Annotated in this window: 12 protein-coding genes and 1 pseudogene; 2 read left to right on the forward strand and 11 right to left on the reverse strand. The window is 61.4% G+C overall.

What is annotated here, in order from left to right:
• Positions 1–30: 30 nt before the first annotated feature.
• The 9 genes from AC5P7R_RS20155 to merT all read right to left on the reverse strand — a co-directional run bounded on the left by AC5P7R_RS20155 (position 31) and on the right by merT (position 8,015).
• Positions 31–1,248 carry a TniQ family protein gene (locus AC5P7R_RS20155; RefSeq protein ID WP_005413389.1) on the reverse strand — a complete coding sequence of 406 codons (1,218 nt, stop codon included), beginning with the start codon at positions 1,246–1,248 and terminating at the stop codon, positions 31–33.
• Positions 1,245–2,153 (reverse strand): TniB family NTP-binding protein, encoded by a 909-nt coding sequence (locus AC5P7R_RS20160; protein WP_003830789.1) that lies wholly within the window; start codon positions 2,151–2,153, stop codon positions 1,245–1,247. The genes AC5P7R_RS20155 and AC5P7R_RS20160 overlap by 4 nt, the downstream gene beginning before the upstream one ends.
• Before the next feature lie 2 nt (positions 2,154–2,155).
• Positions 2,156–3,799 carry a TnsB C-terminal domain-containing protein gene (locus AC5P7R_RS20165; RefSeq protein ID WP_425513009.1) on the reverse strand — a complete coding sequence of 548 codons (1,644 nt, stop codon included), beginning with the start codon at positions 3,797–3,799 and terminating at the stop codon, positions 2,156–2,158.
• A 218-nt stretch (positions 3,800–4,017) separates the two neighbouring features.
• The gene (locus tag AC5P7R_RS20170; protein WP_003132006.1) at positions 4,018–5,007 is read right to left on the reverse strand and encodes a DUF3330 domain-containing protein; all 990 of its coding nucleotides are present in this window, start codon (positions 5,005–5,007) and stop codon (positions 4,018–4,020) included.
• Positions 5,004–5,240, reverse strand: a complete 237-nt coding sequence (merE, locus tag AC5P7R_RS20175; RefSeq protein WP_003132004.1) for a broad-spectrum mercury transporter MerE — start codon at positions 5,238–5,240, stop codon at positions 5,004–5,006. Before merE ends, AC5P7R_RS20170 begins: the two co-directional genes overlap by 4 nt.
• A complete protein-coding gene (merD, locus tag AC5P7R_RS20180) occupies positions 5,237–5,602 on the reverse strand; it encodes a mercury resistance co-regulator MerD (RefSeq protein WP_000995360.1) in 366 nt (121 codons plus the stop codon). The genes merE and merD overlap by 4 nt, the downstream gene beginning before the upstream one ends.
• Positions 5,603–5,619: 17 nt before the next feature.
• Positions 5,620–7,305, reverse strand: a complete 1,686-nt coding sequence (merA, locus tag AC5P7R_RS20185; protein WP_003156770.1) for a mercury(II) reductase — start codon at positions 7,303–7,305, stop codon at positions 5,620–5,622.
• A gap of 71 nt (positions 7,306–7,376) precedes the next feature.
• The gene (gene merP, locus AC5P7R_RS20190) at positions 7,377–7,652 is read right to left on the reverse strand and encodes a mercury resistance system periplasmic binding protein MerP (protein ID WP_003131987.1); all 276 of its coding nucleotides are present in this window, start codon (positions 7,650–7,652) and stop codon (positions 7,377–7,379) included.
• A gap of 12 nt (positions 7,653–7,664) precedes the next feature.
• A complete protein-coding gene (gene merT, locus AC5P7R_RS20195; RefSeq protein WP_003131974.1) occupies positions 7,665–8,015 on the reverse strand; it encodes a mercuric ion transporter MerT in 351 nt (116 codons plus the stop codon).
• 71 nt (positions 8,016–8,086) lie between these two features.
• Between merT and merR the strand changes: the two genes are divergently transcribed.
• Together merR and AC5P7R_RS20205 are read left to right on the forward strand one after the other, a co-directional pair.
• Entirely contained in the window at positions 8,087–8,521 is a 435-nt protein-coding gene (gene merR / locus AC5P7R_RS20200; RefSeq protein ID WP_495214156.1) for a mercury resistance transcriptional regulator MerR, read from the forward strand.
• A 2,453-nt stretch (positions 8,522–10,974) separates the two neighbouring features.
• The gene (locus AC5P7R_RS20205) at positions 10,975–11,751 is read left to right on the forward strand and encodes a hypothetical protein (RefSeq protein WP_032966761.1); all 777 of its coding nucleotides are present in this window, start codon (positions 10,975–10,977) and stop codon (positions 11,749–11,751) included.
• Here AC5P7R_RS20205 and AC5P7R_RS20210 read toward each other — a convergent pair.
• Positions 11,748–12,155, reverse strand: coding sequence for an HNH endonuclease (locus tag AC5P7R_RS20210; RefSeq protein ID WP_349675278.1), 408 nt, complete (start codon positions 12,153–12,155; stop codon positions 11,748–11,750). The genes AC5P7R_RS20205 and AC5P7R_RS20210 overlap by 4 nt on opposite strands.
• A 172-nt stretch (positions 12,156–12,327) precedes the next feature.
• Positions 12,328–12,510, reverse strand: a pseudogene (locus AC5P7R_RS20215) (hypothetical protein); the annotation flags it as partial.
• Positions 12,511–12,513: the final 3 nt, after the last annotated feature.

A 12,513-nucleotide genomic window follows, 5' to 3' on the forward strand; every position in this document is an offset into this window, starting at 1 on the left:
GTGACAGTTTGCATCGGGAAGCTCTGCACGTCAAAATTTGTCACTTAACCCGTCATTCTGCCTAAGGCATGCAAAGGGTAGGCTAGGCTCATAATGTGACAGAAATTCCGGGGGGATGCCTTCCTTCGCGAAGGTGGCGCGCAACTGTTCCAAGGAAGCGGGGTCGCGCCGACCATAGGAAGCCAACGCGAACAGCGAGCGTGCCGTCTCGGGGTTGTGTCGTGCTTCAATGATGGCCTCATCAATGGCCTGGATTGCACGCTGCCAGTGATCGACGGGTTCGGGCTTCGGCGCTTTCGCCGGCAGGCCACTGGTGAACCCGGTTTGGGGCTCGGACCAGAATAGCTTTGCGTGCTCGCCTGGCGGGCTTATATCCCTCACCTCAATCAAGCTGATTGCCGTTGCCGCCGCCTCCAGCATCTGCAACCGTACTGCCGGGTTCAGGGTTTCATACGGTCGCCACAGACTTTGCCCAGCACGCAGCGGATGCCCGCAGCATTCCCAGATTTGGCGGAGATACCCCGCGTAGGTGCCGCACGTCGAAAGCGGGGTGTTCAGCTCATCGAGCAGCGTGCGTAGCAGCCTAAACCACAATCCGGCGTGGATGCGTCGGCGCGGCAACTCCACGTGGCCGGTCGTCAGTGCCTGCCAGGTACGCTGGTCCATCGCCGCAATCGCGTCGCTGGCAGTGCGCGGTTCGGCGTCGGCGTTCTCCCAGCCGAGAAACCGCCCTGGCACGCCCCAATAGGATTCCAGCCAGCAGCCATGCAGTGGGCAGCTCAGCATCAGGGGCAGCTTCCACGCGAGCAGTACGGCTTGGTTCTCCGGATCGTTCAGGCAGAGCGGACAGGCGCGGTGTATCGGTTGGGTGGGCAGCCAGGCACGCCAGCTCGTGATGGATCGCGTCTTACGGCGGAGTCTCGGCAGCAGTACCGAGAGCTGGAACGCATAGGTTTCCAATGCGGCTGGAATCTGATCATCAAGGCTGTCCAGTAGCCAAGGCACCCAGCCGGCGAAACTCATGCAGCGCAGCCGATCCAGCTCGATACCGCTCCGCTGGAAGAGCATCATCAGCAGCGACAGTGGTGGCGCGGTATCCAGGTCATCAACCTGGCCGTGACCAAGATCGTGCTCCAGCAGGTCGGACACCTCCATGTGATAGCAAAGGGCCACGCGGTTGAGCCATGAAGACAAGGCTTCGCCTTCCTTGGGAGCCGGATGCAGCGGCCAGCGTGGCGCTGGCTTCACATCAGTTCCCGCTCGAATTGCCGACGCCGCTCGCTTGGGCCGGTGTAATCGGCCATGCTGAGCGTGCGGTGGTTGATCGCTTCCTCGCCGCTCTCCACGGCGACGAGGGCCGCCGCCATCAGCAAGTGCGCCAGTTCGCCGATGGTGCCCTCGCTGCGTGTGAGCAGGTAGCGGGCCATGTCCAGCGTGGCAATCGACGAGGGTCGCCGCAATGGAAGCGAAGCGGCGAAGCTGGCCAGCAGTGAGCAGCAATCGTCGTTGGCCTCCCACACCGGCAGCATCATGGGCTCGAAGCGGTTTTCCAATTGGTCATCCGAGCGGATGGCCAGGTAGGCGTCGCGCGTGCCGACCCCGACCAATGGGATGCGCAGCTCATTGCCGAGGAAGCGCAGCAGGTTGAGAAATTCCCGCCGGTTGACGCTGTTGCCGGCCAAGACGTTGTGCAGCTCGTCGATCACCAGCATGCGCACGCCGACCTTGCGCAGCAGTGCCAGCGCCAGTTGCTCCATTTCCGGCAGCCGTGGGCGCGGGCGCAATGGTGCCCCCATCGCGGCAAGTAGCGCGACGTAGAAGCGGATCACCGACGGTTCGGACGGCATCTGCACGACCAGCACCGGCATGTGTTCCTGGTCCGCGTCGGAGCTGGCCGGATGCGTGCGCCGGAATTTCTCGATGATCATCGACTTGCCGTTGTTGGTCGGGCCAACCAGCAGCAGGTTGGGCATGCGTTGCTTGTTTGGCCACGCATACAGGGTTTCCAGCCGGTTCAGCGCCTCGACCGCGCGCGGGTAGCCGATCCAGCGGTCGGCGCGAAGGCGCTGGATGCGCTCGTCCGCCGGCAGCCGAGCCAGCCCCTGTGCCGCTGGCAGCAGGTGTGACAAGTCGATGATGGGATATTCGTCCACGGCTACCACTCCTCGATCTGGTCGAACGGTTTGGCCGGAGGCAGGTTGTCTGCCTGCGGATCAGCAACGTCCGTTTTCGGCGGAATCGGCTTGTCCGGCGGAGGCGATGCCTTGAGGTGCTGGCGTCGATCCGCGTCGCGCCGCGCCTTGCGCGTGGCCTTCTGTGCGGTGGTCACGATCTCGCGCATCTGCCCGATCATGCGGAACAGCGCCGACTCATCCACCTGTTCGCGTCCCTGCTGCCGCAATTTCGTCAGCGCCTGCCGTTGTTCCCAGAGGGTGACAGCCGGGTGCGACAAGGTACGGTAGGGGATTTCCAGGTAATGCTGCCCCTCCGGTTCCAGCACCCAGATACGGCTGATGTCACGCGGGTCGCGCCGGATCAGGAAAGCGGGCAAGCGGTCGCGTCGTGCGATCCACGGTTTGAGCGCATCGGCGTAGTAGTGAATGTGGTCGATGACAAAGCCGGTGCGAGTCAGAGTACGGCGAATGATGGGCAGGAAATCGACCAAAAAAGCCAAGGCGCGGGTGACGACAGCCGGTACACCGACACGCGCCACGGCTTCTGACCAGCGCGCCGCCGGCGGCTGAAGCAGGCCGTTGTGCACAGAGCCGTGATAGGTGCCCACCGCCAACGTGAGCCAGCGCTCCAGCTCACGCAATGTCAGGGCGGCCTTGTTTTCGGAATCGTAGTCCCCGCGCTGGTCAGGGTTGGAGAAGGTCGTCCCTGGCAATTCATCGTGGATCATCTGCATCGCCGTACCGATGATCCGTTCCACGATGCCGCCGTAGTGCGGCTGCCCTGGCGGACGATAGTCCAACCGGATGCCGTGCTGCTCGCAGCCACGGCGCAGCGCCTCGCTCTTGAACTCGGCCGCGTTGTCCAAGTAGAGCAGCCTGGGCTTGCCGCTCATCGGCCAATCCATTTCTATATTCAGACCCTCCAGCCAGGGACGCTTGTCGCAGGCGACATGCACAAGGCACAGGCCGACCGAAACAGATGACGGCGCTTCCAGCGTGACGACCATGCCGAGCACGCAGCGGGTAAACACGTCGATGGCGATGGTCAGATACGGACGGCCAATCGGTTGCCGGTCGCGCTCGTCCACCACGATCAGGTCGATGACCGTGTGATCAATCTGCACTTGTTCCAGTGGCGCGGTCACGGCGGGAGGCTCACCACCGACACCTTGCAGGCTGCGGGACGCATCCTGACCTTCCCGGCGGCGAGTGGCCTTGAGCGGGTCGAGGCCGGCGATCCGCAGGGCCAAAGTGTTGCGCGCCGGCACCCGTAGCTTTTGCGCTTTGCAAGCCTGCGCGACCTCGCGGTGGAACGCCGCCAGGCTACGCTTCTGCTTGGTCAGGAAGCGCTTTTGCAGCAACTCGCGGATGATGCGCTCAACTGATTCCGGCAAGCGTCCCTTGCCTTTTCCGCCGCCGGACTGGCCGGGAACCAGGTCCGTCACAAACCCAGCACCTTGCCGGGCACGCCGGATCAGGACATACACCTGTCGCCTGGATAGGCCCAGCGCTTGAGCAGCGGCATCGGCGGCTTCATGCCCAACCACTTCAAGCGCTGCCAGCGGCCCGATGATTTCGGTCCGGTGCCGGGCCTGTGCCCATGCCGCATCGGGCAGGGTGGCCACGCCCTGCTCGGCAATTGGTAATGTGTCTGACGCCATGCTCACACCTCGCTTTGGTGCACACGAGTATTGAGCATAGTCGAGATTGGTGCAGATGACTTCTGATATTGCGTGGTCAGGAGCCGACTGCACACCTGGCGTTACGCCCCGTCAATTGGTGCAGTCGTCTTCTGAAAATGACAAGCGGCGCGGCCCTGCCTGACATCCAGTTAGGGTATGCCTCAATCTGACGGTAGCGAGTCGCAGGCGTTCGGATCGGCATCGGTTTCGTTCCCTGTCTTGGCACGCGCTTCGAAGCGTTGATAACACTCCAACCCGCAGAAGTGCTCGACGTATTCCGCGCCTTCCGGGGTGAAGGCGGCATCGAGCGGGATTTCCTTGCAGCACACGCAGCAACTGGTGGTGGTCGAGTCACTTGCATTCATGGTGGCACCCCTCCATTGACTGACGAAGACGGCGAATGCCGCCGCCGGCATTGGCTTCGCGAACAGGAAGCCTTGTCCTGTGTCGCAGTCCGCTTGTCGCAATAGATCAAGACTCGCCGATGTTTCCACGCCTTCAGCCACCACATCCATGCCCAGCCCGTGCGCAAGCTGAATCACGGTGTGCACGATGGTTTGGTCGCGGCGGTCGTTGGCGAGCCCGGCGACAAACGATTGGTCGATCTTGAGCGTGCTGATTGGGCAGCACTTCAGATGTTGCAGACAGGAATACCCCGTCCCGAAGTCATCGGCGGCGAAGCGCACACCGATCTGCCGCAAGGCGTCCAGGGCGGGGAAGATCGCCGGATCACCAAACGCGACCGATTCGGTCAGCTCGATTTCGAGATACTCGGCGGGCAACTCGGCATCAGCCAGCACGCCCTTTACCCACCCGTCGAAGTCCGGTCCCACTTGGCTCGCCGAAACATTGACGGCCAGCCGGAACGGTCGCCATGCCAGCATTCGCCAGTCACGCATCTGGCGGCAGGCTTCACCCAGCACCCAAGCGCCGATTTCAGGCATCAGGCCGGACGATTCGACCACGGGCAGGAACTGGCCCGGTGGCAATAGTCCAAGCGTCGGATGACGCCAGCGCAACAGGGCTTCCGCGCCGACAATCCCACCACTGCGCAGATCGACGACGGGCTGGTAGTGCAGTTCAAGCTGCCCGCGCTCGACCGCTTGGGCCAGTTCCGGCGTCGTCCATCCATCCGGCCGGAAAGCGCTCATTCTCTTTCCCTGAATGCCCGCAACGCCCGCGACAGGGACAGAAGGAACAGGCCGGTCAAACCGAGCGCCGCGATGACCCAATGCTCGCCGAGGAAAGCACCGGCGGTTGTGCCGGCCAGCACGACAGCGAGGATGGGCAGGTGGCAGGGGCAAGTCAGCACAGCCAGTCCGCCCCACAGGTAGCCGGTGATCGGTTTGTGCGTCTCGGACGGCAAGCGCTCGGGGTTGTTCATGGCAGACTCTCCGCGTGCTGTGCCGGCTCGGTCGGCAGGGTGGCCAACTGCACTTCCAGATCGGCCAACGCTTCGCGCCGACGCTCGACGAACTGACGCAGCAGGGCAAGCTGCGCGGCCGCTTCGTCGCCGTCCGCCGCATCCAGCGCCCGGCACAGCCGCGCCAGCGCGTCGAGGCCGATGCCCGCCTCGAAGGCCGCCCGCACGAAGCACAGCCGTTGCAAGGCGGCGTCATCGAACAAGCCGTAGCCGCCTGGTGTGCACGCCACCGGGCGCAGCAATCCGCGCAGCAGGTAGTCGCGCACGATATGCACGCTCACCCCGGCATCAAGAGCCAGCCGGGACACCGTGTAGGCGTTCATTGAACACCTCCTTTTTCTCACCCGGCGCAGCAGGAAAGCTGCTTCACATCCTTGTTGAAGGTCTGCGCCGCGAGCTTCAACCCCTCGACCATCGTCAGGTAGGGGAACAACTGGTCGGCCAGTTCCTGCACCGTCATGCGGTTGCGAATGGCCAGAGCCGCCGTCTGGATCAGTTCACCCGCTTCCGGCGCGACCGCCTGTACGCCGATCAGCCGATGGCTGCCTTCCTCGATAACCAACTTGATGAAGCCGCGTGTGTCGAAGTTGGCGAGCGCACGCGGCACGTTGTCCAAGGTCAAGGTGCGGCTGTCGGTCTCGATCCCGTCGTGGTGGGCTTCCGCCTCGCTGTAGCCCACGGTCGCCACTTGCGGATCGGTGAACACCACGGCCGGCATTGCGGTCAGGTCGAGCGCCGCATCGCCGCCGGTCATGTTGATCGCGGCACGGGTGCCGGCCGCTGCCGCCACATAGACGAACTGCGGCTGGTCGGTGCAGTCGCCGGCCGCGTAGATGTTCGGGTTGCTCGTGCGCATGCCTTGGTCGATGACGATGGCACCTTGCGCATTGACAGTGACCCCCGCTGCGTCCAGCGCGAGGCTGCGCGTGTTCGGTGTCCGACCGGTGGCAACCAGCAGTTTGTCGGCGCGCAATTCACCGTGCGTGGTGGTCAGCACGAATTCACCGTCCATATGGGCGACCTGGCTGGCTTGCGTGTGCTCCAGCACCTCGATGCCCTCGGCACGGAAAGCGGCTGTCACCGCCTCGCCGATGGCCGGGTCTTCACGGAAGAACAAGGTATTGCGCGCCAGGACCGTGACCTTGCTGCCCAGCCGGGCAAAGGCTTGCGCCAGCTCCAGCGCCACCACCGACGAGCCGATTACGGCAAGGCGTTCGGGAATGGTGTCGCTCGCCAGGGCCTCGGTGGAAGTCCAGTAGGGTGACTCTTTCAAGCCCGGAATCGGCGGGACCGCCGGGCTGGCACCCGTGGCGACCAGGCAGCGGTCGAACATCACGACGCGCTCGCCACCCTCGTTCAAACGGACGGTAAGGCTCTGGTCGTCCTTGAAGCGCGCCTCACCGTGCACAACGGTGATGGCCGGATTACCGCCCAGGATGCCTTCGTACTTGGCGTGCCGCAGTTCGTCGACGCGGGCCTGCTGCTGGGCCAGCAGCTTACTGCGGTCAATCGTAGGCACAGTTGCCGCAATACCGCCATCGAACGGGCTTTCCCGGCGCAGATGGGCGATGTGGGCGGCGCGGATCATGATCTTGGACGGCACACAGCCGACATTGACGCAGGTGCCGCCGATGGTGCCGCGCTCGATCAGCGTGACCTGCGCGCCTTGCTCGACGGCCTTCAGCGCCGCCGCCATCGCGGCTCCACCGCTGCCAATGACCGCTACCTGCACCGGGGGCTCGTTGCCACTGTGCTTTTCGGCGGCGGCCATCCATCCCCGCACCTTGTCGAGCAGTCCGACGCGGTTGTCCGCCAGTGGCGCATCGGCTAGCGTTGCCTTGTAGCCCAGTCCGGCCACGGCGGCAGTCAGCGCGTCCGGCGATGTGCCCGGCACGATGGCGAGTTGCGCTGTGCCCTTCGGATAGGACACCAGCGCCGACTGCACGCCTGGCACTTTTTCCAGCGCTTCCTTGACGTGCGCCGCGCACGAGTCGCAAGTCATGCCGGTGATTTTTAGATGGGTCATGCAACAGATCTTTTATCGTTTGTGGCGCCAGACAATGACGTCCGTTGTGCTGCGGTGCCGTTTTCAGTGACTCACTGCTTGACGCTGGACGGATAGCCCGCGTCTGCGGTTGCCTTGGTCAGCTTCTGCACGCTGGTCTTGGCATCGTCGAAGGTGACGACCGCTTGGCGTGTCTCGAAAGTCACGTCAACTTTGCTGACGCCTTCGACCTTGGAAATCGCCTTCTTGACAGTGATCGGGCAGGCGGAGCAGGTCATGCCCGGTACGGACAGCGTGACGGTCTGGGTGGCGGCCCAGACGGGGGCAACAACGGCGGCGAGGGCGAGGGAGGCAAACAGTTTCTTCATGGTGAACTCCGATCAGTAGAAAAATGGCATGACGTAGGGAAATCCGAGCGCGACCAGAACCAGCGCGGCCACGATCCAGAAAATGAGCTTGTAAGTAGCTCGCACTTGGGGAATCGCGCAGACCTCACCCGGTTTGCAGGCCGCTGCCTGCCGGTAGATGCGCCGCCAGGCGAAGAACAACGCCACCAGCGCCACGCCGATAAAGATGGGGCGATAGGGTTCCAACACCGCCAAGTTGCCGATCCAAGCGCCGCTGAACCCCAAGGCGATCAGAACCAACGGCCCGAGGCAGCAAGCCGAGGCGAGGATGGCGGCAAGCCCTCCAGTGAAGAGCGCGCCGCGCCCGGTTTTTGGTTCAGACATGCGCTTGTCCTTTCGAATTGAAATTGGATAGCGTAACCTTACTTCCGTACTCATGTACGGAGTCAAGCGATATGGAAAACAATTTGGAGAACCTGACCATTGGCGTTTTCGCCAAGGCGGCCGGGGTCAATGTGGAGACCATCCGTTTCTATCAGCGCAAGGGCTTGTTGCTGGAGCCTGACAAGCCCTATGGCAGCATCCGCCGCTATGGCGAGGCGAATGTAACGCGGGTGCGCTTCGTGAAATCAGCCCAGCGGCTGGGCTTCAGCCTGGATGAGATCGCCGAGCTGCTGCGGCTGGAGGATGGCACCCATTGCGAGGAAGCCAGCAGTCTGGCCGAGCACAAGCTCAAGGACGTGCGCGAGAAAATGGCTGACCTGGCGCGCATGGAGGCCGTGCTGTCTGAGTTGGTGCGCACCTGCCATGCGCGAAGGGGGAACGTTTCCTGCCCGCTGATCGCGTCACTACAGGGTGGAGCAAGCTTGGCAGGTTCGGCTATGCCTTAGCGTGCTTTATTTTCCGTTTTCTGAGACGACCCCTTAGAAAGCCTAGTCAAAGAGCTGTCACGAGAACACCGTTAGCTTAGCGTACGATTTTTTCCGAATTCTGCGGTTCCCCCTTCCTCCGCATCTACGAGCTTGCACTGCAGGCCAGCTTCCGCGCAGATTTCACAATAGAACAGCTATCTGCCGAGCTAGGGCTGGTGGTGGACCAACTCTGGCCGAACTTTGAGAAAGCGGTTAGCGAAGCGGGATTGCCGATCGAGCAACTCGGGACCGAGTTGGTGCTTGGTGGATGGTCGTTGAAGAACGGCCGGATGATGGCCACGGCGTATGCGAAGAGTGACAGCCGGCGCCCTTGCGTTGTCCAGCCGATCGGGGGGCAGATGGCGTCGCCGGGCGAACCGCTCCAGGCCGCGACCCCTAGCATGGCCCAGGTGGATCTGCTGGCCCATGCGCGTCTCCAGGTCAGCTACCTCAATGGGCAATTGGGCCGGAAAGTAGCAGGAGGTCGACTGCTAGTTGGGTTTCTGCAGAAGGGGCAAGCCCTGCTCAAGGATCTAGGAGAGATCTAGGTCGCGGGAGTCAAATACGCTAGGGGCTGAAATCGAAGTTCAGGTCTGGCCCTAAGGCAGAAGGCCAAAGCAGACCAAGGTCGTCCGTGGATTTGGGATGTTTATCGAGGGCAGGGTGGATGTCCGCTTCTGGCCGGAAGCGGACATTGGGCGGCGACCGGCCGGGTGATGGCATCCGCCTTCGACCCAAAGCGGGCATCGTTCTCGACACACCTGAGTTGATCCGTACTCCAAAGCCTGTTTCCGCTACCCCTTGTAGTGCTCGACGTAGAGCCCCAAAGCTGCCAACGACGCATACACGGCGGACCCAGCGTTGGTCGCGTACAAGGCAAAGGGAACCGGAGGATCGCAGGGAACTGTTGCGATGAACCACGGAGCTGAGCTCGTCAAGCTCGTCCTAGGTGATGTGAGGAATCCTAGCTCCCTACGCATACCTAGCGCCTCGCGGACGTACGCCTTGTTCCAGCCGCCAGTCTTGCACGAGACCCCAAGAAGTAACTCCGTAAATGCGGGATAGCGACGGGTCTTAATCGGACGATATACACCGACGTCAATCTCGTGACGGTCAGCCGCTTTGACCACCGTCGTGCCTTTCCAGCTATGGCTTAGTGTGGTGACCTGCACTGAAATCCTAATCTCGAGCTTCTCAGTAGACGTAGATCCACTGATGTAATCGTGATCCGGATGGTTTGCTTTGCATGGAGATCCTCCAAACGTCAGGACGCCTGCCATCTTGGGGGTACACGTGAGCTTGTAGCCCGCACTATCGATGATTCGCAGAAGCCTAAGCAGCACCCGAAGTTCGTAAGCCTTTCCTTGCGCGTAGGGAGACCCGCTCGCCTTAGCACGCGAAATGGCTGCTTTCACAGCGTTGAGGATTGCTAACTTACTGATCGTCACAGTCGCGGTCCTCGTGGCGCGTGTTCCTCGCGAGGGTCGTCCGGTGGCAGATATCGAGCGATATAGGCCTCAAGATCTGCCTGCTCGTGATCCGTCAAACGCTGGGGTGATACAGTTGGTAGATGTGACCGGATTGAGCGAACTCGGCGACCTTCTGGTGTCTCAACAGTGTAATGAACGTCCTCCAGTCCGGTGAGACCTTGGACCAGCTTCCCGATCTCACCCAAGGTTTGCGAGAGGGCGTCTTGGGTCGTCACAGGTCTAAAATCGAGAACCGCCGCAAGTGCGGCTGCAGCTTGTGCATTCGTGTCGTCCTCGTAATCAGACATCGCCTGAACAATCGCGGAGCGAAGCGATCTAACAATTTGTGGATCAAGCTCAGACGCAAGGGCTAGCGCCTTCCCTATCTCCCTAATTACCTCTTCACCACCTTGATCTTCTGCCATTCACAACTCCACAGCTGTAGACATTAACGGGCCGCGCGGGATGAACCGCCCGGATTCTCTAAATTCAATTGCCGAAGGTTGCCGTTGGCAATGTTCCTTAAGAGTAAGGCACAGTGCGGTTTGGTTCCATAAGCGGATCGCGCTGGCTGTATCCCGAAGTGTGCGATGACGCCGAAGCTGGATAGTGTCGCTGAATTGGACCATCAGGCACTTAGGTCTGAGCCCTGATACAGATTGATGATATGACTCCAAGTCGCGTACGGGCTGCGAAGAGCACCGGCTACTTTGGTCCGCTTCTGACCGAAAGCGGACATTCGTTTAACCAAGGGTGAAGGAAACTTTTAGGGCCAGGATGGACTTCAACTCTCTCGTTCGCTCGCTTCTATCCGATGCGAAGATGCGCCGTAACAAGCCTCTGCGAGACTAGTGCGCGAGCCAGGTCGCTGACATTGCTCCATGGCCTATGACGTGCCCCGCACCCGCTGGTCAAATGGAACCGCCCTCGGCACCATGGGCACGACCATCTAAGGAGTTCTTCATGCTCTACCAAGATAAGTACGTCGCCTTCATCGACATGCTCGGGTTCTCCGCACTTGTCCAAGAGTCGGCAGCCGACATGAGCAAGCTTGATGAAATAGCAGAGGCCATCGACAGACTAAAGAACACAGCGTGCTGCAACCCAGCAACAGGACTTTTGTTCACTTACTTCAGCGACTGCATCGTCATATCAAGCAGCCGCTCTCCTGCTGGCCTTGCCGACATCCTGAGCTGCATCAGAATGTTGGCCGAGAACCTGCTAGTGGTTGATATATTGATACGTGGAGGGCTCACAGTTGGAAGCATTCATCATGATTCTCAGATGATCTTCGGACCGGCGATGCTGGACGCCTATCGCATGGAATGTAAGGAAGCACGCAATCCCATGGTGCTCGTGAGCGAAGAGGTGCGATCGGATGCTCGCGCTGCGGGGTTAAGCAACCTGTTGACGTGGGATGACGAAGAGCCAGACCGCCACTATGTCCACTATCTGATCTCGTACAGCGCTTATGACTCTAATCCAAGGGCGGGCGTCGTGATTCTCGATAGCCAGGCCGCTCTCATCCGGCATTTCATCGCCAAGAGGCTGCTAGGCGCTCCGGGTAAGATCCTGGATAAAGCCGAGTGGATGGAACGATATTGGAACGAGAAGGTGGCGACAGGTGGAATTCTCGGACGTGTTGACAGGGTCGCAGACCTTGTTAGGCCCAATGCGCGACCATTTCGCAGCAGACTCGCCGTTCTAGCACCGCAACCGGGCGCCACTAGTGTGGACTAGCGAATCAGGCAAGCAGCTGCCGATTCCTTGCAAAGATTCAATTCAATTGGCCATACGGAAGCACGTGCAATCCCTGATGGCAGTCGGGACCACCATCTCCCCATTGCCAGCCGCGTCTGAACCAGCGCCCGGAACGCTTCAGCGGAAGGGGCTGGTCCCTTCCGCTGGTGCCTGCCCTGGTTGCACCGGCTATGCGCGGCCACCACGTTCCCGGACACGTCTCTGCCCCCGTCCTGTTGGGCCACCAGGTGCTCGGCGGTGCATTGAAAGGCTCGGGCCTTACTGGCCTTCAGCCCGAGCTCTGAGGGTGCAGTGAGCCACATCGGCAGGCCGCAATAGAAGCAACGGCCCGATTGGGCGTAGAAGGCAGAAGTGCGAAGGGATCTGCGGCGTTTGGCGGTCATGGATGGCTCCGGAATCGAAGGATTCCCGTGCCCCCATTGGGTGGACCTCGGGCACCCGGAGCCTATTGGCTATGCGGGCACAACACCGGCGCTTTATAGCGACTGGCTAAGGCGTTATAGCTCAGCGCTTGAGCCGCTACAAGGCCCAGATGCCGACCAGAACGGGAGGGAGTCACCGACGCCCAGTTAAGGTCAAAGCTTGGTCAGGGGGCGAGCGACGCGCTTGAGCAGGTGGAGCGGGGCGTGGCGCGTCACCCAGGGAAGTCGCGGTGTTGTAGTCCTGCTCAACCCGCTGAACTGTTCGCACGTTCAGGCCCGAGATCTCGTCTAATTGTTCTTGCGACCAATGTCGCGACTG

It is taken from the genome of Stenotrophomonas sp. YJH_SMC_27 (assembly GCF_059369815.1).

Excerpts from the sequence above, each read along its gene's own strand:
- merP (WP_003131987.1), bottom strand. The coding sequence starts at position 7,652 with ATGAAGAAACTGTTTGCCTCCCTCGCCCTCGCCGCCGTTGTTGCCCCC.
- AC5P7R_RS20205 (WP_032966761.1), top strand. The coding sequence starts at position 10,975 with ATGCTCTACCAAGATAAGTACGTCGCCTTCATCGACATGCTCGGGTTC.
- merE (WP_003132004.1), bottom strand. The coding sequence starts at position 5,240 with ATGAACAACCCCGAGCGCTTGCCGTCCGAGACGCACAAACCGATCACC.
- merT (WP_003131974.1), bottom strand. The coding sequence starts at position 8,015 with ATGTCTGAACCAAAAACCGGGCGCGGCGCGCTCTTCACTGGAGGGCTT.
- merA (WP_003156770.1), bottom strand. The coding sequence starts at position 7,305 with ATGACCCATCTAAAAATCACCGGCATGACTTGCGACTCGTGCGCGGCG.
- merR (WP_495214156.1), top strand. The coding sequence starts at position 8,087 with ATGGAAAACAATTTGGAGAACCTGACCATTGGCGTTTTCGCCAAGGCG.
- merD (WP_000995360.1), bottom strand. The coding sequence starts at position 5,602 with ATGAACGCCTACACGGTGTCCCGGCTGGCTCTTGATGCCGGGGTGAGC.
- AC5P7R_RS20210 (WP_349675278.1), bottom strand. The coding sequence starts at position 12,155 with ATGACCGCCAAACGCCGCAGATCCCTTCGCACTTCTGCCTTCTACGCC.
- AC5P7R_RS20170 (WP_003132006.1), bottom strand. The coding sequence starts at position 5,007 with ATGAGCGCTTTCCGGCCGGATGGATGGACGACGCCGGAACTGGCCCAA.